This window comes from Proteus vulgaris, from assembly GCF_016647575.1.
In the GTDB taxonomy this organism is placed as follows: Bacteria; Pseudomonadota; Gammaproteobacteria; order Enterobacterales; family Enterobacteriaceae; genus Proteus; species Proteus mirabilis_B.
Window position 1 is genome coordinate 1,912,667 of record NZ_CP032663.1, and the last position, 21,463, is coordinate 1,934,129.

Consider the following 21,463-nt stretch of genomic DNA (forward strand, 5'->3'; position numbering starts at 1 on the left):
GCATTCTAATAAGAAGCGTTTTTGTTTTTATAAATTATACTCTTGTGAAAGAAGACCACGTTTTACCATATTCAATAAGTTCTGATGATTTAGAAACAACAGTTAAACAACTGCCTTCAGGGTGCCGTTTAAGTCGTGTTAAACCTGTATATATTAATGATAATGTTTTTTGTGTTAAATTATCATTATCTACAAATATGACTAAAGCTCTCGATTCCCATCCCTTAAAACTATGTAATGTGGTTGCTTTTATTCGAGCATCTCCCATATAAAAGCTCATTTTTTGGCGTTTTGATTCTTTATCATCAAGATCATAGGTATGAATAACTTTAATACCTTTATTTTTTAATTGTTGAACAACCTTTAAACCAAACTGTTTAGAAGTACATAAAAATGTGATATCTGCAATTGCAAGTGCTTTAGGTATACCTGTTGTTGATAGAGAAAGTAATTCAGAACAACAAATAGCATCTTCATTATTAGAATCCACATGAACCCACTTTAAATAACAAGGCTCAAGTTCCATACCAAATTGACTATTTTCAGGTAAAAGCGCTAATTCTTTTGGTAAAAAGCGATTAGCAAAATCTCTAGCTTTTTCTATTGTTAATAAAGGTAAACGATAACAAACATTAAGTTCAGCCCAAGCTCCGCTAAAACCAGCGCCTTTCATTGCCTCATCAGTCCAAGATTTTGCAGTATCATAAATATCTTGAGTTATATCAGCGACTAAAAGCATTTCACCCATAGGTTTACAGACTTTGCGTAATACTGACCACCAATTAGGTAAGAAATCCTGTCCTTCATCAACTAACACGGCATCATATTTTATATACTCATTATTTTCTTTATCTAATATAGTATTAACTAAAGTAGGTAATGAGTATTTAAAAAATTCGTCAGTATTATTTTTACATAACCCTTCATATTCTTGTGTATAGCCTAAATTATTACATATGCATTTACACCAATGATGAAAATTAAGCCAAGTAATATCAGAATTTATTTTCTTTCTCGACTTTAAATGTCTAACTGTAATATCCTGTAAATAGTGCATCAAGGTAATATTATATGTAATAACTAAGACTTTTTTATTCTCACTTAATAACTCCGCTGCTCTTGCTGCGAGTACTAATGATTTTCCTGAACCTGCAGCACCACGTATTCTGCGATAACCTGATACTGTTCTTGTTGTAGCTAAATTTTGTTGTATTTTATCTAATATGATTGGTTTTCTTTGTGTTTCTGAAAAATCAGGTTCAATTAGCCAATTCTTAATATCTTTATAAGTATCGACATTCATTAGTTTTGAATATCTTCTATTTACCTCTGGAAAAACAGTATAAATATCACCATTTTTTAGTGCATTCATACCAGAAATTGGACTATAGCTAGGAAACTCTTCCATTCCTCTAAATCTAAGATTTTGTTTAAATAAATTTTTTACATATTTATCATCTGCAAATGGGAATATGACTCCTGCTGTAATAACAGCAAATCCAGCATTTTTTTCTAAACGTGGGCAATAAAGATTAAATAATTCTTGTTTATAGTTATAAACTTGCTCTATTGGATTTTCTTTTTGCCTGGAAAATTTCACACCGTCTTTCTTCGCCCATAATACAGGTATGCAATTTTCTTTTTCTTCAATGAAATAATCCATTGCAGTGAAATTCCAATCTTTCACTTCAAATACGGCGATACCAATTTTAGGGTTAAGTAATACAAAATCAGGTCGCAATCCATTAAGGTGAGGTTGAATATAAATTTCCCATTCTAATGGTAAATATTTATTAAAAAATTCAAAAACTTTTTTTTCCCCTTGCGTTAATGGTTGTCGTAATTTATTGAATTCAGATATTGATGGTGAGATGAAACGTGACATTGAGTTCTCATTTTTTATATTAAATTAATGGAATATAATTAATTAAAAATAAGGTGATATCAATTAATGCTATCACCTTATTATCTTTAGAATTTTGGTAAACTATCCAAATTGTCACGTGTTGTACCATTTGGTTCGGTTGTAAGATAAACGCTATCTATAACACGAACTGTAGCACCATAACTCCAGTCACCATTTTTATCTTGAATAGCAGTTTGAAAAGAGGCTAAATTTTCATTGATAAGCTCAGCAATAAATTGTCTAGCATTGATTGTGGCATCAATATCTGCTTTGCCAGCTTGAATAGTTTTCACATAATCAATATGCTGATTCTCAGCATCCATTTTAATAGCAACAATATAAAAATCCGTCATCTCATTATCCTATATTTTCTTTTAACGGAAATAATTAATACACTTTAATAAAATTAAATCAACTGATTAAAAAGCAATGTATTTTGGTATTTCATTAAAAATAACAATAAGATTTAATAAGATAGGAATAATATGTATTTATGCAAGTATAATTACTTATATTCACAATATTGTGATCTAGATTAGTGTTATAATTTCACTCATCCCTAAACTCTTTTGGCGTCATACCAAATTCTTTTTTAAATATAGAGTAAAAGTATTGCAATGACGGATAGCCACACATCACTGATATTTCTTGGATTGCAAGTGTTGTGGTGGCTAATAAATTTTGAGCTCGTTTTAGTTTCTCTTCATAAATAACGGTATGAATTGTCTTACCAATCTCCTTTTTAAACCGTTGCTCTAAATTAGAACGCGACATATTAACTGCATCTAAAACTTGCTCTGTTTTTATCCCTTTACAGGCATTGTAATAAATATAATGCATAGCCTGCACAACGGTAGGATCGTTAAATGAGTGAAAATCGGTTGAGCGACGTTCGACTATTTTAACGGGTGGAACCAACACTCTTTGCTGTTTATTAGTTGGATGCCCTTCCAGCGTTTGATGTAATAGCTTGGCTGCTAAATACCCCATTTGTCGTGAACCTTGCACAACAGAAGATAATGCAATGCGAGATAAATAACGTGTCATATCTTCATCATCAATACCGATAATGCTTATTTCTTCAGGCACATTAATATTTAAATTATCGCAAACTTGCAGTAAATGACGTGCTCTTGCATCGGTGACTGCAATAATCCCAGTTTGTGGTGGTAAAGTTTGTATCCAATCGGATAAACGATTTTGCGCGTGTTGCCAATTCTCTTGCGTAATATCCATGCCGTTATAAACAATACCCGGATATTTTTCGCTGGTGACTAATTGTCGAAATGCGTGTTCTCGTTCATTAGACCAATGAGGATGATCTTTTGCTGGTAAGCCATAAAAAGCAAAATGTTTAAGCCCTTTCTGCTTTAAATGTAAAAAGGCTTGTTGAACTAATTCATAATTATCAGTAGCGATATAAGGAACGGGGGGATAATTTTCTTCTCGATGATAAGAGCCGCCGACACCAATAACGGTTAATGGTGATTGGCTTAAATGCTTAGCAATAATCGGATCATCAAAATCAGCAATAATACCATCACAAACCCAATGGTTTATATTATCAAGCCGAGTACGGAAATCTTCTTCAATAAATACATCCCAATGGCACTGTGATGCCTGAAGATACTCTCCAACACCCTCAACCACTTGTCGGTCATAGACTTTATTAGCGTTGAATAACAGCACAATACGAAAGTATTTATCTTTTTTCATTTTACTCTACCTAATTATCCCGCTAGGCATTAAACCACAGCTTTAATTTTGCTAGAACTTGCTTTCATCGCTATGTGATTACTATCACACAAGCCAAATTTCGTAATAGCAAAGTAAAAAATAGGAATAACCAATGTTAATAACAACGAGTATTTTGTTTTTAAACACGGTTGCCGAGGAGATTTTTCATGTATCAGAATAACTTTAATAAATTAATTTCTAGGCAAAATACCTATAGCGCAAAATGGTGTAATAGTAACGCCAATGTTATTCCGTTATCTGTTGCAGATATGGATATTCCTGCGCCTGATTTTATTGTTAATGCATTGACTCAATTTAATCTCAAAGGAATTTATGGCTATACCGACCTTAGCCATGATTGGAATAACGTTGCTGTAAATTGGTTTAAAACGCAATATCAGTGGATTGTTGAGCCTGAATCTATTGTTTTTTGTCCTCGCATTATTCAAGCAGTTTCGCTTTATATTCAAAACTTCACACGCGTTGGCGATAAAGTCGCAACCTTATCACCAGTTTATCATCCTATTAGTAATGCGGTTTGTGTCAATCAACGTGAACTATTAGAAAGTCCGTTGATTTATCGTGACGGCTATTATGAAATTGATTTTGATGACTTAGAAAGTAAGTTTAAACAGTCTGTCTGCTTTATTTTACTATCGCCACATAACCCAACAGGAACGGTATGGCAAAAAAGTGATCTATTAAAAATAGCGGAACTTGCACAGAAATATCAGGTTTTTATTATTTCTGATGATGTACATGCAGATTTTGTTTTTGATGGCGCAACTTATCACCCTATTTCATCAGTAAATAGTTATGTAAAACAACACTCTTTTATTTGTACCTCTCCTGCTAAAACATTCAATTTAGCTGGACTCGAAGTCGCCAATATCGTTATTGCCAATCCTGAATATCGTGAAAAATTCAAACAATGCTTAATTGCTGCGGGTATTCATAATCCTGGTTATTTCTCAGTTCCCGCTTTTTTACAAGCTTACACCTTACAAGGCGAGCAATGGGTTGGTGAATTAAAAACGTACCTTGCTGATAACCGACGTTGGGTAAAAGAACAATGTGAACGTTACTTTCCTGATTGGGTTATCACTCAAAGTCATGGCACCTACATGCTATGGATTAACTACCAAAAAATGCAGTTATCTGAAGAACAACTAAAACATTGGTTTGTTTCATTAGCTGAAGTGGAAATGAGTTGGGGGCGTGGTTTTGGTGCGGTTGGGGATGGTTTTTTCCGCATTAATGTCGCGACACCTCGTTCAATATTAGAAACCGTTTTCACTCGGCTTATTCGTACCTTACCTCACGCCAGTTTGGAATAAATTACAATGAAAACGCAAACGATAAACAGCTCGAGAACACCGACATTACTCGAATCACTCTTTCCTATATTCACCATGGTGGTGCTATTAGGAGGAGGCTACGCCGCTTTCGATTTACCACCAGAGCCTTTAATGGTGCTGTCTACGGTTGTAGCTGCGCTATTAGTGAAACGATTAGGGTATCGCTATGACGAGATCTTAACGGCAATCTCACAAAAAATTGCTAAAACCATGCCAGCATTGCTGATTTTAATCAGTGTAGGCTTGTTAATCGGCACATGGATGATTGGTGGCACTATTCCATTGATGATCTATTACGGCTTAAAAATGATCAGCCCAGAAATGCTTTATGTTACGGCATTATTGGTGACATCATTAGTGTCGGTTTGTACGGGAACTTCATGGGGTTCAGCAGGAACTATCGGCGTCGCCTTTATGGGTGTTGCGGTTGGTATGGATGCAAACCTTGCTGCAACAGCGGGTGCCGTAGTTGCTGGTGCCTATTTTGGTGACAAACTTTCACCGCTATCAGGTGATACTAACCTTGCCGCAATGGCTGCAAGGATAGACCTCTATCAACATATTTGGCACTTACTTTACACCACACTGCCTTCGCTGATTTTAACCGCGATTGTGATGACGGTTTATGGCATGAACGGTGATTTAGCAGGACAAGGTGTGCCAGAAAAAGTGACATTAATTACCAATGGTCTTGAGAGTGTTTATAACTTCAATCTAATCCTTCTCATTCCTGTATTAGTGATTTTATATGGTTCAGTCACGAAAAAACCAACTATCCCTGTGATGTTAGCCTCTGCCGCCATTGCGATGTTTAACGCTTATCTTATTCAAGGTTTTGGATTACATGACATCGTAAAAAGTGCTGTTGATGGCTTTAATGTTTCAATGATCCAAGGGAAAGAAGTTCCTGAATTATTAGGTAACTTATTAAATCGTGGTGGCATGAACTCAATGATGAGCACCCTGCTTATCTGTTTCTGCGCCCTCTCTTTTGCCGGTACTTTATCGTTAAGTGGCGCATTAGAAGTGATTGTCCATGCATTGTTAAAAATGGTTCACTCAACCGGTTCAATGATCTTAGCCACAATTGCTTGCGGGCTAACCATGATTGGCGTGACCTGTAATGGACAAATTTCAATCCTTATTCCTATCGAAATGTTACGCGGTGCCTATATCGAACGAGGCTTACACCCTAAAAACCTAGCCCGTACTGTAGAAGACTCCGCCACTATCTTTGAACCTATTTTACCGTGGACAGCCGCAGGCGCTTATATGGCAGGTACGTTAGGTGTTGCAACCTTAAGTTACTTACCTTGGGCCGTATTGTGCTGGAGTGGCATCTTCTTTGCCATGCTGTGGGGTTTCACGGGCTTTGGCATTGCCAAATTAACACCAGAAGAGCAGGAAGAGATGACTGCTGAGCTTGAATCACATTCAGAATTACAACTTGATACTAAATAAGGACGGTTCCATGTCTTACTTTGATAAAATTGAACAAATTCAATATGAAGGCACAACAAGCGATAACCCACTAGCGTTTCGTTACTATAATCCTGATGAGATAATCTTGGGTAAACGAATGGAAGATCACCTAAGATTTGCCGCTTGCTACTGGCATAACTTCTGCTGGAATGGTTCTGATATGTTCGGTATCGGTACTTTTGATAGACCGTGGCAAACACCAGGTGAAGCATTAGAGCAAGCAAAACGCAAAGCCGATGTTGCCTTTGAGTTCTTTCATAAGCTCAATGTTCCTTTCTACTGTTTTCATGATGTCGATGTTATTTCTGAAGGTAATAACATCAACGAATATATCTCTAATATGGCGGCGATCACCGATGTATTAGCGAAAAAACAAGAAGAAACCAACGTTAAGCTATTATGGGGAACCGCAAACTGTTTTACCAATCCTCGTTATGGTGCAGGTGCAGCAACTAACCCTGATCCTGATGTTTTTGCATGGGCAGCGACACAAGTTTGTGAAGCGATGAAAGCGACAAAAACGCTGGGTGGCGAAAACTATGTCTTATGGGGTGGGCGCGAAGGCTATGAAACGCTGCTAAATACAGACTTACGCCAAGAAAGAGAGCAAATTGGTCGCTTTATGCAGATGGTTGTTGAGCACAAACATAAAATTGGTTTCCAAGGCACATTACTGATTGAACCAAAACCACAAGAGCCGACAAAACATCAATACGATTACGATACTGCGACTGTTTATGGTTTCTTAAAACAGTTTGGTCTTGAAAAAGAAGTCAAAGTAAACATTGAAGCCAACCACGCAACGTTAGCAGGACATAGTTTCCATCATGAAATTGCGACAGCCATTGCGTTAGGTATTTTAGGCTCTGTTGATGCTAACCGTGGTGACCCTCAATTAGGCTGGGATACAGACCAATTCCCAAATAGTGTGGAAGAAAATGCACTAGTAATGTATGAAATTCTTAAATCAGGTGGGTTTACAACAGGCGGTTTAAACTTTGATGCTAAAGTTCGTCGTCAAAGTAATGATAAATATGACCTTTTCTACGGGCATATTTCAGGAATGGATACAATGGCAATGGCATTACGCATTGCAGCAAGAATGATCCAAGATGGTGGCCTTGATAAATTTACGGCGCAACGTTATTCAGGCTGGAGTGCAGAGTTAGGTCAAAATATCTTACAAGGTAAATTAAGCCTTGAAGAGGTGGCAAAATATGCCCAAAGCAATACCTTAGCGCCACAATTACAAAGTGGACGCCAAGAAATGCTAGAAAGTTTAGTGAATCGCTATATTTTTGGCTAATTGCATAAACGTAATAACACAGCGGGTTTTCCGCTGTGTTTATTAATTAGATAAAGGTCATGGGGTAACTTTATGTATTTAGGGCTAGATTTAGGTACTTCAAGCGTTAAAGCGATTATCATGAATGAGCAAGGCGACGTTATCGCCAGTCATTCCGTTTCTTTAGCAATATCACGCCCTCACCCTCAATGGTCAGAACAAGATCCCCAGCAATGGTGGCAAGCAACGGAAGACGCCATTCTTCAGCTTGGACGCAGTTATCCAATGGATCAAATCGAGGCGATTGGGCTAAGCGGGCAAATGCATGGTGCCGTTTTGCTTGATGCTCAACAAGCGGTGTTGCGTCCTGCAATCTTATGGAACGATGGCCGTAGTTTTAAACAGTGTCAGGCACTTGAAGCGCAATATCCTCAGTTTAAAAAGATCACGGGTAACTTAGTTATGCCTGGCTTTACTGCGCCAAAACTGCAATGGGTTGCTGAAAATGAGCCTGAAATTTTTCAACGCATTGCACATGTTTTATTACCTAAAGATTTTTTACGTTGGAAGATGAGCGGTAATTTCGCCAGTGATATGTCGGATTCAGCGGGTACGCTTTGGCTAGATATGCAAAAGCGAGATTGGAGTGATGAGCTTTTAAATGCCACAGGGTTAACGCGTCGTCAAATGCCTACGTTGTTTGAAGGCAATCAAATAACGGGCTATCTATTAGCTGATATCGCTAAAAAATGGCAGATGAAACAAGTGCCTATTATTGCTGGTGGTGGCGATAATGCCGCGGGTGCAATTGGTGTCGGCGTTTATCAACCCGGTCAAGCGATGCTCTCTTTAGGTACTTCAGGTGTTTATTTTGTTGTTAGCGAAAAGTTTCTCCAAAATAGTGACAATGCAGTACACAGTTTTTGTCATGCATTACCTAATACTTGGCATTTAATGTCTGTGATGCTAAGTGCAGCATCGTGCCTTGATTGGGTGTGTCAATTGACAGGAATTGAGAGTGTGGGTGCGATGTTTGAAGAGATTGAACACGCGACTTTTGCTAATAGCCCCCTGCTATTTTTACCTTATCTATCAGGCGAACGGACGCCTTATAACAACCCCGATGCGAAAGGTGTCTTTTGGGGATTAACCCATGAACATCAACGTGCTGACTTATGCCAAGCTGTTCTTGAAGGCGTGAGTTTCGCGTTACGGCAAGGGATTGAAGTTGCTGATAATGCAGGTCAATTAGCGGATAACATTACGTTAATTGGTGGTGGTGCAAGAAGCGAATATTGGCGACAACTGCTTGCCGATATTACAGGAAAAACCCTCGATTATCGCCAAGGTGGTGATGTTGGTCCTGCTCTTGGTGCGGCAAGACTGGCACAATTAGCAGTAAACCCTGCTCATTCATCACAAGTCATTCTTTCTCAACCTAAGCTTGAGAAACGCCATACACCAAATTTAGAAAAACATAAAACATACGAAAAAAAATATCATGCCTTTAAAAAGTTATATTCATTGATTGATACGATGGAAATATAACTATATTGCGTCAATATCAGGGTAAAAGAATAGCGCTAATTTTTCAAAAGTTAGCGCTATTTTATGTTCGCTTAATTAAAAAAGAGTCACTAGTTCACTTTCTAATAATTTTGCTTCTGTAAGCCAAGCTGAGAATACATTTTCTCTTTCTCGACTATCAGATAAATTTGAACCCAGTTCTTTGATTTGATTGTTAAGTGTTATGTAATTAGCGAAGAATTTTTCTGCAAATTCAGGTGAGTCAATTAATGCAACAAGGTCGCTTCTTTGTTCGTTAAATCCTTTGACCATATCATCAATAACTTGTTTAAATTGCTCTTCTTTTTTATATTTATCATAGCTATCCCAAATCTCTATAATCACACCAACAGCCGCTAACGCCGCATTGGCACCTTTAGCAAAATTAATAGCACCATAAGGTTTAAATTTAAGATATTTACCAATATCAAGACCAACAGTTTTAGCAACAGACACGATGCCATCACGTGTTGCAAGTACAGTTTTATTATTAATAAAATTGCCTTTTAGGACGTTATTTATTCCCATTTTACCTAGGGATTTAATTGTATTATTAAAATGGCTCACTTCACTATCAAAACTAGTTTGTATTTTTTCAACTTCAAGATTAATAACACCCATCTGACTACGAAATTCATTTTGCAGTTTATTATTAATCATGATGCCTTCATCACCAATTTCACGCTCATAAAAATCACTAAATGTTTCAATGCTACACCCTTTGGCTTGCATGATTAAGTCAGCAAAGTAGTGAGTAACAAAATTACTCAATGTAATTTGAGTTTCACTAATTTGTGCTTGGGTATTTCTCATTTGATTATCTAAACGCTGATAAGCTTTTTCAAGTTGGCTCACTTCATGGGAAATACTAGCATTAGCGTCAATAGCTATAGGCAATTGCTTATGAAGAATATCACTGATAACGCTTGTACGCATTTCAGCATCTAATGCCTCACTTCCTCCATTTTGAGTAATTTTATTTGCTGTCGCTGTTTGCAAATGAGTAATATGAGAAAGTGCTTTAAATTGCTCAATATTTTCAAGCCAGTAATCAATACCTTCATCAAAAGGATTGGCGGCAACAGCAACAATAGATAATGTATTAATCTCTTCTTGTGTAAGAGATATCATATCTTGTAAACGACCAATGACATTTTGTTGTTTTATATTAAGATTTTCTTGATAGTCATCTTCATCTTCAACATCGGCAACTTCATCGAACCGGCTTAAGACAAAAATAGTACGTGGCAATAAATTTAGAGTACGGAATAACCAATACATATCTTCTTTATGACTTTCTTTAATCGGATTGGTTGAATTCATAACATAAAGAACAAGGTGTGCATCACTGACATGTTTTTTAGTGAGATCTTTATATTTTTCTACCTCAAATGTTTGTGCATTTTGCTGCTCTTTAAAACCAAATAACCCCGGAGTATCGATTAACACGAACTCTTCGCCAATTTCATAAACTTTAACTTCATTAGAAGATTCCTGATGGCTAATTTTCATCGTGGATTTATCTAGTTTTTCCATCCATGCAGCCGCTATTGAGGTTTTCCCTTCTGAAAAACCACCTATTAATGCAACTTTTAACTTTTCATCAACTACATGAGCAATATTATTTTCTAATTTTTTAATTAAAGAAGGATCAATGGAAACACCTGCTTGAGCACCTTGTTGTAAAAAGCGTAAGAGTCTATTCAATAAATTAAGGATTTGAGTTTGCTTTTCGTTAAAGTTAGTGAGTGTATGTTTCATTACAAATTACCTTCTGTTTGAATACTTCTAGATAAGATTTTTAGTTTTTGATTTGAATTTTTTAACAATACTGCCGTTTGGTTCATTTTGATTATTGGCTCATCAAGTGATTGTTTAATTGTTTTTATACTATCTTTCATTTTAGGAAGAACTTGATCTAAATTGTCGTTTAAAGTTTCTGTCAAATGAGATTCAATTTTGCGTAAGTTTTCGTTAGTTGATTTTTTTTGTTGAGACATTTTATAATTACTACTCAGGAAACCCACAACTGCTTTACCAATAGAGACAATTGCTGTAAATGCTGACGCAGCAATAATCCACGCACTAGCTCCACCTGTAATTGGTATAAGTGCCAACCCAGCTAATGCACCCAATAAACCAGCTTTATTTATCCCACTGTCAATGTTGATTTTTATATTGATATTGTTATCTAATTTAGCTTTATTCAATTTCTCAGTTAGATGCATTAAATCTTGTGTTTGCTCTTCATAACGCTGAAAAATATCAGAAGCCTCAGTTTGAAAATGCTCAATTTGTTGTTTGATTGTATGAGGTAAAGAGGCTGAAAGTTTACTCAATTCTGCTTTGACCTTTTGTTCTAAAATCCCTTTAAAATGATCATTACTAATATTATCTTCAATACGTGAATAAACATTTGTACGTATATCATGTATAGCATCACGAATAAGATTTGCGATATTGCTATTTAATCGTGTTTGCATGATGCGGAAGCTTGAATCCAGTAATATCTTTGATTCTTCACACTTGACAGAAACATCATCAGCGAGATCTTGATAAGTTTTTTCTACATCATCAAGCCCTTTGGTAGTTTTGTTAAGAGCTTCTTTAGCTTTATTAAGATTTGCTTGATAAATTTTATTTTGGCTATCGGGTAGTAATTCTTTTTCCAACAAATTGATAAAATCAAGAATACCAGTCAATTCTAATAAATCATATTCCATGAAATCTTGTAAAAATTTAGTACGACGTTTGGCATTTTGAGAATGAGGAACTAAACAGTCTGTCGATGCTAAAAAAGCAGGTAATGCGGTTAATGCAATTGTTTTTTTATAATGAGAACCAAGTTGTTCACTCATTTTTTCATCTAATACAGACAAGCTGCTTGATTCATCATCAGATAGCAATGGCCTATTTTTTAATGTTAATTTTGGATTGGTTACTTTTTTATTAAAAATTGACCATACTTCTGTTTGTGAATTTAAATGTTGTTTTATTTTTTCTAATGTTCCTTTTCTTCCTTCATCCCCTGTTTGTGGTGGTGCTGCTTTATTTGTGATGTAGAAGACAGCATGAGCTCGTTCAATGGCATTTTCAATTTCTTTTAAAACAAGTTCTTCTTTTCCTTCAATGCCTGGAACATCTAATAAAGAAAAAACATTTCCATTTAGTGTTAAATTATAACATTGAGTTTCTCTTGTAAAATCAGCGCGGCCATCACCAATAATCTCACCATCAGCATATTGAGATAATAATGCATGTTGTTTTTCTAATAGTGTTTCTAATTGTTCATTTTTTTTTGTTAACGAAATACCCTCATTCTTTAAAAACTGTAATTGATCTTCAAATTGTTGCTTTTCCTGTTCTAACCTTTCATTTAAATTTGCTAGCTTAGAGTATAAGGGTTTTTGTTTTTCTTTAATCAATAGTTTGCGTGAATTATATTGTTGATGTAGGGTTTTGCATTCGATTCCAGTTAAAATAACTTGTTTTTCTAAATTACTTAATGTGATTTCTTCAGGTAGTTTATTAAAAAAAAGAAGAAATTTCTGCCATAATGATGCCTTTTTTTTATATTCAGAAATTTGAATATTAATATCATCAATTTGCTGCAATATCTGAGTGTTAATGCGCTCTTTTTGTTCTAATTGATTTTTAATTTCATTAAGGTGCGGTAAAAACTCAATATCACTTTCTTTAATTAATTGTTGGATATCATACCTTTCCTGAGCGTGGAAATCATTTAATTCATTGATTTTTGATGTTATTTCCTCTGCATTATGCTTGATTTCATCTATAGAGTTTTTAGTTTTTTCAATATCATCAGAGCAGTATTGATAATTAGCATATTGTTGACGGTATTTCTTCTGATTCTCTAATTTTTTTGATTCACGCAAAAGTATTCGCAGTGTTTCAATTAATGTTGATTTGCCTGCGCCTGTTTCCCCATAAAACGCGATAGTAAAAATATTCCATTCTGCATTCTTTTGTAAAGAATCAAGATCTTTTTTTAATACTTCTTGAAATTGTTCTAATTTATTTCGTGCATCACTTCCTGCTTTGTTTATTATTTCATCAGATGATTGCTCACACATCGAGTGTATAAGAATTGTAAGTTCATCATTGATCTTTCTATATATTTCATTGGGGTTATGAAGTTTTATTGTCATTAGTTAAATCATCTAAAAAATATGTCAGTAAAAATAAAATGTATTATTTTATTTTAATAATTTAAGCTAATAATTAAAAGCTCTAATTTACCTTTAAGATTGAATTGATAATAACGAAACAACTCAGTACTTATATCTTAAAAATAAATATATTACGTATATAAAATACTCATTTTATGAGTTTTTTATTGAAATTGACTAAATATTTTATTTTAATTTTGTGCAATATTTTGTGGTTAGGAATTTTAATCTCTTAGCCCTGATAAATAAATATATCAGGGCTAATTAAAAAATTAACGATATCCGCTACGATGGTTTTTAGCTGACCAACTATAGGTTTCATCACTAGGGGCTAGTTTTTGTTTTTTCTTGAGGGCTTGCGCTTTTTTGGTGGCTTTTTCAACTTCGAGGGAGATTTCGGTAATAATGGAGTCTTTGACTTTATTCATTTCGGCATTGGTTAATTCACGCCCTAATTTCTTTCTCTCTTGACCTATCCTGGTTTTTACTCGCATTTGTTGGGCATCTGTCATCTCTTGGAGTGTCAATTTCTTCATTCTTTTACCCTACCTATGTTGAGAGAGGAGTCATCAATATAACATTATTAATGCGCCTCTCCAGCATTATATTTAGATTTAAGGTAATTAAATTCTGATTATATTGAAAATGCATTACACACGTAATAAGCGTGTAATGCATAAAATTAAGAGATAAGTTTAAACAGAAAATTTAAACTAATTGAAGAAATGCTGTTTTAAACCCATCGATATCTTGCTGTGTTGTTGCCCAAGAAGTACAAAGACGTAAGCAGCTCAAGTTAGGATCTTCAAGTAATACACGATGAAAAACAAACTGTTGTGTTAATTTTTCCGCAATCGTGTTTGGTAAAATAACAAAAACTTGGTTAGATTCAGGTGGCGCTAAAAATTCAAAACCTTGCGCAGTAAAGAATTCGGTTAATTGTGATGCCATTTCATTAAGATGTTTACCTAATTTAAAATAGAGATCATCTTTAAATAAAGCTTCAAATTGCGCACCTAATAACCAACCTTTCGCTTGTAATCCACCCTTTTGTTTTAAGCTAAAACGAAAATCAGATTTTAGTGCAGGATGACAAATCACGAGCGTTTCAGCTGACATTGCACCGATTTTAGTGCCACCAATATAAAACGCATCCGTTAAGCTGGCGATATCTTCAATAGTTAGATCACTTTGTGCAGACATTAATCCTGCGGCTAAACGAGCACCATCAAGGTACAACCATAAATTATGTTCGTTACAAAAGTTACGTAGCGCTTGCAACTCCGCTTTGCGATAAACCGTACCAATTTCTGTGGCATTTGTTATATAAACAAGTTTGGGTTGAACCCAATGTTCATCATTATGCTCAGCAAGAATAGGTTTTAATAACTCTGGTGTTAATTTGCCATCAGCGGAAAATGTTGTGATGACTTTATGCCCTGTTGCTTCAATAGCGCCTGTTTCATGTGTAGCAATGTGCCCAGTACTGACAGAAATAACAGCTTGGTGTGGACGTAAAAAATGAGAGATAGCGGTTAAATTAGTAATGGTACCACCATTAAAAAAGTGAATATCCGCATCAGGTTGTTGAATACGCTGTTTTATTGATTGAGCTGCTTGATGACAAAGCTTATCCATGCCATATCCATCATAGCGTTGCCCCACTGTATCAGTGATTGCCTTCATGACCGCAGGATGTGCAATTTCATTATAATCATTTTGGAAGCGGTACATGTGTTCTCCTGTCGAATGTTGTGTTTTTATCGTGTTTTATAAAGCAAAACGCTCTACATCTAATCAATACACAGATTGAATGTAAAGCGCTTTAATATATTGAAAAAGTCAGTTATTTAAAACCGATTATTTAATACGAATTATTTAAAGCAGACCTCGCCCCAACGCGCCAAACCAGCAGTAACCGAGCCAAAGTCATTACCTTTAACAATTGGAATATTAGGTAGTTGCTGTTCAATGGCTTGGCATAAAATAGGTGAACGCGCAGAGCCTCCTGTCATAAAGACAGCATCGGGTTTTATTCCCCCTTGCTGAACCGCATCATTAACTAATTCAATCATTTTACTTTTTGGTGATTCAATAGATTCAACCATCTGATCGCGTTCGATAGTTAATTCTAAGGTTTCACTTAATAGTGCGATATTAGCAATATATTCAGGAGAATCTGATAAAGCGATTTTAGCTTCTTCAGCACGTCTAACAATGCTATAGCCCAATGTTTCATTATAAACTTCAATAAGACGCGTTATTTTTTCAGGCTCTTTTGCATCTCGTCTTAACTGATTTAATACAGCAAGGTTTTGACGAGAATAAAAATCTTTTTGCGCTTCGACATTATTAATTGCGATAGGATCCCAGAACTGTTTCAGCGGTAATTTAATACCTGAAGACGTTAATCCGGTCATGCCAAATAATGGCATAAGCTGTTTAAAAGCAAGGTAAATATCAAGATCGTTACCACCAACACGTTGCCCACTATGGGCAAGTAATGTATTTGAACGGTCGGTTTTACCTTTATAACTTGGCCCCATTTGAATTAATGAGCAGTCAGTAGTACCACCACCAATATCAACGACTAATACGGTTTGGTCTTTAGTTAACGTTGACTCATATTCAAGCCCTGCAGCAACAGGTTCAAATTCAAACATAATATTCTTAAAGCCTGCCCTTTTAGCAGCACGAATAAGAATACTTTCAGCTTGTCTATTTGAAGCCTCGCCACCTAACCCATTAAAGTTAATCGGTTTGCCAATAACGGTATCAGTGATCGCTTCTTGTGTGCTTTTTTCTGCTTGATGCTTAATATTTGCCATCATGGCGCAAACTAAATCTTCAAAGAAGCTAATTTGTATATCATGTAGACCAGAAGCACCTAAAAAGGATTTCGGTGATTTAACGTAATAGACATCACGAGGATCACGTAGGTATAAACTTAGTGCAGATTGTCCGAAGAGAATATCTTCAGGAACTAATTCAATATCTTCTTCTCGATTAAACGCAATCGACTTTCTTAGTAATTGTTCGCCAACTTCACTGGAAGGTTTAATATTTAAATGGCGAAATAAGTGCTCAGAAACGGATTCACGGGTTGGCGCACAAAGGGTTGATGGAATATACACATCATTACCTTCTAAAGGCAAAAGAGTGGGTTTCCCCTCTTTCATAATTGCAACAGAACAGTTCGATGTTCCATAGTCAAAGCCAATAAACATTCAGCCTCCCCAATAGACTTCATTAAAAAAAGACTGAGCACTCTACATCAAGCTTTTTGCAATTACCATCAGATTATGAGGTTTAAAAGAGAGAAAAACCCTTTAGAGTCGTAATAAAAATTGTTGGATTAGTAGCTATTTTCATCAGTAATCTCATACTCTAGGGTATATTTATCAAGCAATGTTTCCAATGCGAGTTTGATATTCTTTTCATCAGGTTTTACATGAGTAATAAGCAGAAATTCAAATGCACTTTCTCCTTGTTCATTCCATTGGGCTTGTAATGCTTTATTACGATGTTGACCAAACTTTAATTCAAAAAGGTGTCTGTTTAAGACGCCTTGTGCATTTTGGGCAGAGGCAATTAAACTCATTTTATTGAGTTTATTTCTTATCAAATAAATTCCAGCTGTTGATGGGCTATCTTTATAATTTTGTTTTAACTCTTTTCTAATAACTTCATTCATGATGATTGTTCTCATTCATTGGGTATAAAAGCAAGTTGGTTGGCGTATTGTTGAATATCATTAGGCCAATCTTTTGTAATGTTTAAAAAAAGTGTCTGATCATCTGCAAATAATGCTCTTAAACTGGCTTCATAATCAGGTAAGTTTCCTGCAACTTCATTTAAAAATTTATAAGCTGCAGTTAATCTGTTGCGTTTCAAATCATCAGCCATACTGAGCTTTTTAGCCTCATCAACTAATCGACGAATGGTCGCTGATGCTCCACCGGGTTGGGTTGCTAACCAAGCCCATTGTCTTGGTAATAATGTGATCTCTTTTGCTGTTACCCCAAGTTTAGGGCGACCACGAGACTTATTTGTTACCGTTGTCTCTTCTGCGATATCAGCTTGTTCACCATTTAATTCGGGATAAACCTTTAATGAGGTTTCAATAATATTAGGAACGGTTGTATCGAAATTAAATTCTAAACGAGCCCCTGTTTTATCATTGAAAACAAAAATAGGTTCATTCGTACTTGGTAATGATTTGATTTTAATAATTAATTGTTCAAGTTCACCTTGTGCAATTCTCTGTTGTTGGCAAAAAGCCGTTAGTGTCGCTTTCATTGTTACCTCTATTTTTACCCTGATAAAAATGCATTTTAGATTTTTTTAATACAAAGTCAATTATACCCGGGTAAAATAATTGGTGATGGCATAGAAAAAATCTAAAATGGGGATAGATAGTTAAAACAACAATAAAAATAGGAAAATGAAAAAAGCACATTTGTTCCCTATTAAATTCAATATGCAAAGGGAAAATAGGTAAGATAAATAAGCCAATTTATTAGATATTTTTTATGGAGAAATAAATGAACACAATTCACTTATGCGTAGTAGGAATTTCAGGTTATGAAGGACCTGATTTTATTTTAGGTGCTTTTGACAATGAAGATGCTGCTGAAAAAGCAAAAACGACATTTATTAGAGAAAATCAAAGTGAAGACAACCAAGTTAAAGTCCTCGCTGAACAAGGCCGATGGATAGAAGTCGAAGATGTGAAATTAAACAGTTTTAGCTGCGATATTCCCCTTTCAGATTTTTATTACCTAGTTTCACGTTTTAGTGAGGGTTTTGGTCAGATCTATCGTGATATTGAGGCGATTTTTGATAACTATGAAAATGCGCTTGTTAAATTAGAACAACTCGAAAAAGAGTATGAAGGATCTGATGCCTCATTCCCTGAATATTTTGCGATTGAGAAGCTACAGGCAAATCAAATTAATACTAAAACCGTAACGCAGTGGTTAGAAAATGACTTTTTCGGCGATGATAACCGTTTATTGTGATAATTTTCTTTCGATATTGCGTTGATAGTCGCTATTGGCACCGAATTGTTCTTTTAAGAAATCAACAAATAGCGTTATTTTGCGCGGAAGATTTTTTTTGTCAGGATAAACTGCGTAAATAAAGTGCTCAGGTAAATCGAAGTGCGTCAATATAGGGATAAGTTTTTTACCTGAATTTGATAAAGCTGTTTGAGTAATAAAATGAGGGAGTAAAGCAATACCTATTCCCTGTAAAACTGCTTGTAATAATGCTTCACTATTATTGGCACGATAACTACCTTTAGGAATATGGCTATATTTTTTACCTCTTTGATAAAAAATCCACTCCATACCAGCTTGATATAATGAATACGATAAGCAATTGTGATCTTTTAGCTCAGAAACTTGCATGGGTTCACCATATTTATCAAGATATTCTGAAGAAGCGTAAAGCTGGCTATAACAAGGTGATATTTGACGCGCTATTAATGAGGAATCGGGTAATTCACCAATTCTAATTGCAAGATCGTACCCTTCTGCGACTAAATCTGTGACTTTGTCATCAAATAAAAGTTGTACATCAAGCTCTGGATACTTCTGCATAAATAAAGGTATTACTCTAGCAAGATGTAACGTACCAAATGACATGGGCGCTGAAATTTTAATCCTACCTTTGGCTTTATCGCTAAATTGTGAAACCGCCTCTTCTGCCATTACCGCTAACTTATAAGACTCTCGAATATAGTTAATATAAACAATGCCTTCTTCAGTTAAACTGACATTTCTTGTTGTTCTATGAAATAGGCGTATACCTAGCTTCTCTTCAACACCTTGAATAGCTTTACTGACTGCTGATTTTGTCATATTCAATGTTTTGGCTGCTTTGGTGATACTCAAATGTTCAGCCACAGCAATCAGAATGGGAAAAACGTTCATATCATTCATATTGTCAACCTAGAGTAAACAGTGTGTTTTCTTGCCAGTATTATCAAAAAGGAATATTTTAAACCCACACAAAAAATGATTTATATAGATTTAATATTATGAATAACAAGTATATTCTCTCTCTTGTTGCGGTCTTTTCTGGCGTTTTACTTTCATTAATGATTATGAGTAATAGTTACTTAGCCAGTTTTACAACACCATTAACCGCATCATGGATAACACATGGTATAGGGACTCTTTTCTCTTTAATTATATATATTTTATATTTAAGAAAGAATCAACAGAACAAGAAAAATAATAATAAAATAAAAACCCTATGGTATTTGGGTGGTATACCAGGGGCATTTACAGTGTTATTAGCTGCAATTACAGTAAATAGCCCATTATCGCTCTCTGGGAGTATTATTTTAATGATAACAGGGCAAATTCTTTTTAGTGTTATTGTTGATGCAATGGGATGGTTCGGGGTTGAAAAAAGAAAAATCACCCTACGCGATTTATTTATGTGCTTTTTACTTATTTCTGGTAGCGCATTATTAATTATAGGTAGATAACTAATGAGTATTTTTATTTTAATTGCATTATTTAATGGTGTCTGCATTGTAACTAGTCGTACTTTAAATGGTAAGTTAGCACAAAACAGCAATGCTTTTTATAGCTCTTTAATCAATCACTTAGTCGGTTTTGTATTTTTAACTATCTTTGTTTTATGGGTAAAAGATTACCATTCTATTGAACTATCTACGATCCCTTTAATTGCCTTTGCTGGTGGTATTATTGGTGCGTTCTTCGTTGTCATTAATAGTTATGTTTTACCGCTATTGGGAGTTATGTTAACGTCTGTTTTAGCTATTTGTGGACAAATGATCTCAAGTCTAGTTATTGATATATTCGGTGGTGTTGAAAGTAATAACCTACTATTGCAAATAATAGGTGTTTTGCTGATTATTGGTGGTGTTTTAATAAAATTTACTAAGCAGTCTAAATAAAAAATAAAGGGATATTTAAAATTCCCTTCTATTTTTTGGCAATAAATTTATTGTTGAGATCGGACATTAAGTAATTTTTATCACAACTCATCGTTATTGTTAGATTGGGTTTTAATCCACCTAAATAGCAGTCAATTGAGTCGGTAAATAAATGAAATAAACACCCCACTGCAATGGCTTTTAATTTCCATGAGGGTAAAAACCATATACCTAAGTAAATTAAAGCAGCCCAAACCGTATGTAATGGATGAAAGCCTACGCTACAACGGTTGGGATCAAAAATAGGTGTTGCTAATAAATGGTCAATATCAATGGCCATTGTACCTATCATAAGAAGTGAGGCTACCTTCCAATTCTTACCCCAGAAAAGATAGCCTAATAAAATAGGTGCTAAAAAGTGTAAACTGTAATGTAAAAGTGTTCTAAAAATCTCAAATATCACTTAAGCCTCTAAACTAATCATAGGTGGTGTTATACCGAATAAGCACCTATAGCATACAAACTCCCTAATATTAAACAAATTGAAGAGCTGACATACCAAAAAAGATCGCTATTACCCTTAAATCTATTTTTTATTAAAGGAAAACCAACACCACGCAATAGAAAAACAGTTGCGATTAAAGAAAGGATCACTTTAGTGAAAGGTAAGGTAATAATAGGATTTACAGCACTAAAAGCATAAAGTGACCATATTGTGAGAATAATCCCAACAGTGATAGCTGTAAAGTTTGGATACCAATGCCCTTCTTTTGCTTTTTTTACAATAGATTCACCGGCACCTAAAATACGATAACCTTCTGCTCCCCAATACAAACAATAGAAATGCAGTAATGCGGCAAATAAAGTACCTAACGACGCAAGATATAACGATATTTGTGAAAATAAGTTCATAGAAAACTCTGTGATTAGTGCCTAATACTAGGTAAGAATGGAATTGAAGTAGTCTGATTAGGCGCTATTGTGGCATAAGAATAAATAGGTAAAAAAGAACAATTCAGTCTGATT

General features: G+C 35.1%; 20 protein-coding genes. 7 read left to right on the top strand and 13 right to left on the bottom strand.

What is annotated here, in order from left to right; all coding sequences use genetic code 11:
- Positions 1-34: 34 nt before the first annotated feature.
- The 3 genes from D7029_RS08975 to D7029_RS08985 form a co-directional block, all read right to left on the bottom strand.
- Positions 35-1,885, bottom strand: coding sequence for a nuclease-related domain-containing DEAD/DEAH box helicase (locus D7029_RS08975; protein ID WP_194952458.1), 1,851 nt, complete (start codon positions 1,883-1,885; stop codon positions 35-37).
- Between the two features lie 86 nt (positions 1,886-1,971).
- Positions 1,972-2,259: a DUF3892 domain-containing protein gene (locus tag D7029_RS08980; protein WP_194952459.1), complete on the bottom strand. Its 288-nt coding sequence runs from the start codon at positions 2,257-2,259 to the stop codon at positions 1,972-1,974.
- 196 nt (positions 2,260-2,455) lie between these two features.
- A complete protein-coding gene (locus tag D7029_RS08985; RefSeq protein ID WP_194952460.1) occupies positions 2,456-3,622 on the bottom strand; it encodes a XylR family transcriptional regulator in 1,167 nt (388 codons plus the stop codon).
- A 188-nt stretch (positions 3,623-3,810) separates the two neighbouring features.
- Between D7029_RS08985 and D7029_RS08990 the strand changes: the two genes are divergently transcribed.
- From D7029_RS08990 to xylB, 4 genes are all read left to right on the top strand, one after another.
- On the top strand, positions 3,811-4,980 hold the full coding sequence (locus D7029_RS08990; protein ID WP_194952461.1) for a MalY/PatB family protein: 1,170 nt from the start codon (positions 3,811-3,813) through the stop codon (positions 4,978-4,980).
- 6 nt (positions 4,981-4,986) lie between these two features.
- Entirely contained in the window at positions 4,987-6,462 is a 1,476-nt protein-coding gene (nhaC, locus tag D7029_RS08995; protein WP_194952462.1) for a Na+/H+ antiporter NhaC, read from the top strand.
- A 10-nt stretch (positions 6,463-6,472) separates the two neighbouring features.
- Entirely contained in the window at positions 6,473-7,789 is a 1,317-nt protein-coding gene (xylA, locus tag D7029_RS09000) for a xylose isomerase (protein WP_194952463.1), read from the top strand.
- Between the two features lie 72 nt (positions 7,790-7,861).
- Positions 7,862-9,316 (top strand): xylulokinase, encoded by a 1,455-nt coding sequence (xylB, locus tag D7029_RS09005; RefSeq protein WP_194952464.1) that lies wholly within the window; start codon positions 7,862-7,864, stop codon positions 9,314-9,316.
- 75 nt (positions 9,317-9,391) lie between these two features.
- Here xylB and D7029_RS09010 read toward each other — a convergent pair whose 3' ends face one another.
- The 7 genes from D7029_RS09010 to D7029_RS09040 form a co-directional block, all read right to left on the bottom strand.
- Positions 9,392-11,095: a LeoA/HP0731 family dynamin-like GTPase gene (locus D7029_RS09010; RefSeq protein WP_194952465.1), complete on the bottom strand. Its 1,704-nt coding sequence runs from the start codon at positions 11,093-11,095 to the stop codon at positions 9,392-9,394.
- Positions 11,095-13,503, bottom strand: a complete 2,409-nt coding sequence (locus tag D7029_RS09015; RefSeq protein WP_194952466.1) for a DUF726 domain-containing protein — start codon at positions 13,501-13,503, stop codon at positions 11,095-11,097. The genes D7029_RS09010 and D7029_RS09015 overlap by 1 nt, the downstream gene beginning before the upstream one ends.
- Positions 13,504-13,796: 293 nt before the next feature.
- Positions 13,797-14,060, bottom strand: a complete 264-nt coding sequence (locus tag D7029_RS09020) for a DUF3811 domain-containing protein (protein ID WP_194952467.1) — start codon at positions 14,058-14,060, stop codon at positions 13,797-13,799.
- Between the two features lie 172 nt (positions 14,061-14,232).
- Entirely contained in the window at positions 14,233-15,258 is a 1,026-nt protein-coding gene (locus D7029_RS09025) for a threonine aldolase family protein (RefSeq protein WP_194952468.1), read from the bottom strand.
- A 140-nt stretch (positions 15,259-15,398) separates the two neighbouring features.
- Positions 15,399-16,751 carry a molecular chaperone gene (gene yegD / locus D7029_RS09030; protein ID WP_194952469.1) on the bottom strand — a complete coding sequence of 451 codons (1,353 nt, stop codon included), beginning with the start codon at positions 16,749-16,751 and terminating at the stop codon, positions 15,399-15,401.
- Positions 16,752-16,879: 128 nt separating this feature from the next.
- On the bottom strand, positions 16,880-17,218 hold the full coding sequence (locus D7029_RS09035; protein ID WP_194952470.1) for a GIY-YIG nuclease family protein: 339 nt from the start codon (positions 17,216-17,218) through the stop codon (positions 16,880-16,882).
- A gap of 11 nt (positions 17,219-17,229) precedes the next feature.
- Entirely contained in the window at positions 17,230-17,823 is a 594-nt protein-coding gene (locus tag D7029_RS09040) for a DUF2239 family protein (protein ID WP_194952471.1), read from the bottom strand.
- Positions 17,824-18,068: 245 nt separating this feature from the next.
- Here D7029_RS09040 and D7029_RS09045 point away from each other — a divergent pair, with 245 nt between their 5' ends.
- Positions 18,069-18,545, top strand: a complete 477-nt coding sequence (locus D7029_RS09045; RefSeq protein ID WP_194952472.1) for a hypothetical protein — start codon at positions 18,069-18,071, stop codon at positions 18,543-18,545.
- On the opposite strand, the gene D7029_RS09050 is transcribed toward D7029_RS09045, so the two are convergent.
- On the bottom strand, positions 18,537-19,469 hold the full coding sequence (locus D7029_RS09050) for a LysR family transcriptional regulator (RefSeq protein ID WP_194952473.1): 933 nt from the start codon (positions 19,467-19,469) through the stop codon (positions 18,537-18,539). The two genes, D7029_RS09045 and D7029_RS09050, sit on opposite strands and share 9 nt — an antisense overlap.
- A 98-nt stretch (positions 19,470-19,567) precedes the next feature.
- Here D7029_RS09050 and D7029_RS09055 point away from each other — a divergent pair, with 98 nt between their 5' ends.
- Positions 19,568-20,023 carry a DMT family transporter gene (locus D7029_RS09055; RefSeq protein ID WP_194952474.1) on the top strand — a complete coding sequence of 152 codons (456 nt, stop codon included), beginning with the start codon at positions 19,568-19,570 and terminating at the stop codon, positions 20,021-20,023.
- Positions 20,024-20,026: 3 nt separating this feature from the next.
- Positions 20,027-20,458 (top strand): DMT family transporter, encoded by a 432-nt coding sequence (locus D7029_RS09060; protein ID WP_194952475.1) that lies wholly within the window; start codon positions 20,027-20,029, stop codon positions 20,456-20,458.
- Positions 20,459-20,486: 28 nt separating this feature from the next.
- Here the strand turns inward: D7029_RS09060 and D7029_RS09065 are convergent, their stop codons facing one another.
- A complete protein-coding gene (locus D7029_RS09065; protein ID WP_194952476.1) occupies positions 20,487-20,900 on the bottom strand; it encodes a DUF6122 family protein in 414 nt (137 codons plus the stop codon).
- 29 nt (positions 20,901-20,929) lie between these two features.
- On the bottom strand, positions 20,930-21,349 hold the full coding sequence (locus D7029_RS09070) for a hypothetical protein (RefSeq protein ID WP_194952477.1): 420 nt from the start codon (positions 21,347-21,349) through the stop codon (positions 20,930-20,932).
- Positions 21,350-21,463 lie beyond the last annotated feature (114 nt).

Coding starts and splice junctions, on each gene's coding strand:
- D7029_RS09040 (WP_194952471.1), bottom strand. CDS start 17,823: ATGAAAGCGACACTAACGGCTTTTTGCCAACAACAGAGAATTGCACAA.
- D7029_RS09020 (WP_194952467.1), bottom strand. CDS start 14,060: ATGAAGAAATTGACACTCCAAGAGATGACAGATGCCCAACAAATGCGA.
- D7029_RS08980 (WP_194952459.1), bottom strand. CDS start 2,259: ATGACGGATTTTTATATTGTTGCTATTAAAATGGATGCTGAGAATCAG.
- xylA (WP_194952463.1), top strand. CDS start 6,473: ATGTCTTACTTTGATAAAATTGAACAAATTCAATATGAAGGCACAACA.
- yegD (WP_194952469.1), bottom strand. CDS start 16,751: ATGTTTATTGGCTTTGACTATGGAACATCGAACTGTTCTGTTGCAATT.
- D7029_RS09060 (WP_194952475.1), top strand. CDS start 20,027: ATGAGTATTTTTATTTTAATTGCATTATTTAATGGTGTCTGCATTGTA.
- D7029_RS09070 (WP_194952477.1), bottom strand. CDS start 21,349: ATGAACTTATTTTCACAAATATCGTTATATCTTGCGTCGTTAGGTACT.
- D7029_RS09010 (WP_194952465.1), bottom strand. CDS start 11,095: ATGAAACATACACTCACTAACTTTAACGAAAAGCAAACTCAAATCCTT.
- D7029_RS09055 (WP_194952474.1), top strand. CDS start 19,568: ATGAATAACAAGTATATTCTCTCTCTTGTTGCGGTCTTTTCTGGCGTT.
- D7029_RS08985 (WP_194952460.1), bottom strand. CDS start 3,622: ATGAAAAAAGATAAATACTTTCGTATTGTGCTGTTATTCAACGCTAAT.
- D7029_RS09050 (WP_194952473.1), bottom strand. CDS start 19,469: ATGAATGATATGAACGTTTTTCCCATTCTGATTGCTGTGGCTGAACAT.
- D7029_RS09045 (WP_194952472.1), top strand. CDS start 18,069: ATGAACACAATTCACTTATGCGTAGTAGGAATTTCAGGTTATGAAGGA.
- nhaC (WP_194952462.1), top strand. CDS start 4,987: ATGAAAACGCAAACGATAAACAGCTCGAGAACACCGACATTACTCGAA.
- xylB (WP_194952464.1), top strand. CDS start 7,862: ATGTATTTAGGGCTAGATTTAGGTACTTCAAGCGTTAAAGCGATTATC.
- D7029_RS09035 (WP_194952470.1), bottom strand. CDS start 17,218: ATGAATGAAGTTATTAGAAAAGAGTTAAAACAAAATTATAAAGATAGC.
- D7029_RS09015 (WP_194952466.1), bottom strand. CDS start 13,503: ATGACAATAAAACTTCATAACCCCAATGAAATATATAGAAAGATCAAT.
- D7029_RS08975 (WP_194952458.1), bottom strand. CDS start 1,885: ATGTCACGTTTCATCTCACCATCAATATCTGAATTCAATAAATTACGA.
- D7029_RS09025 (WP_194952468.1), bottom strand. CDS start 15,258: ATGTACCGCTTCCAAAATGATTATAATGAAATTGCACATCCTGCGGTC.
- D7029_RS08990 (WP_194952461.1), top strand. CDS start 3,811: ATGTATCAGAATAACTTTAATAAATTAATTTCTAGGCAAAATACCTAT.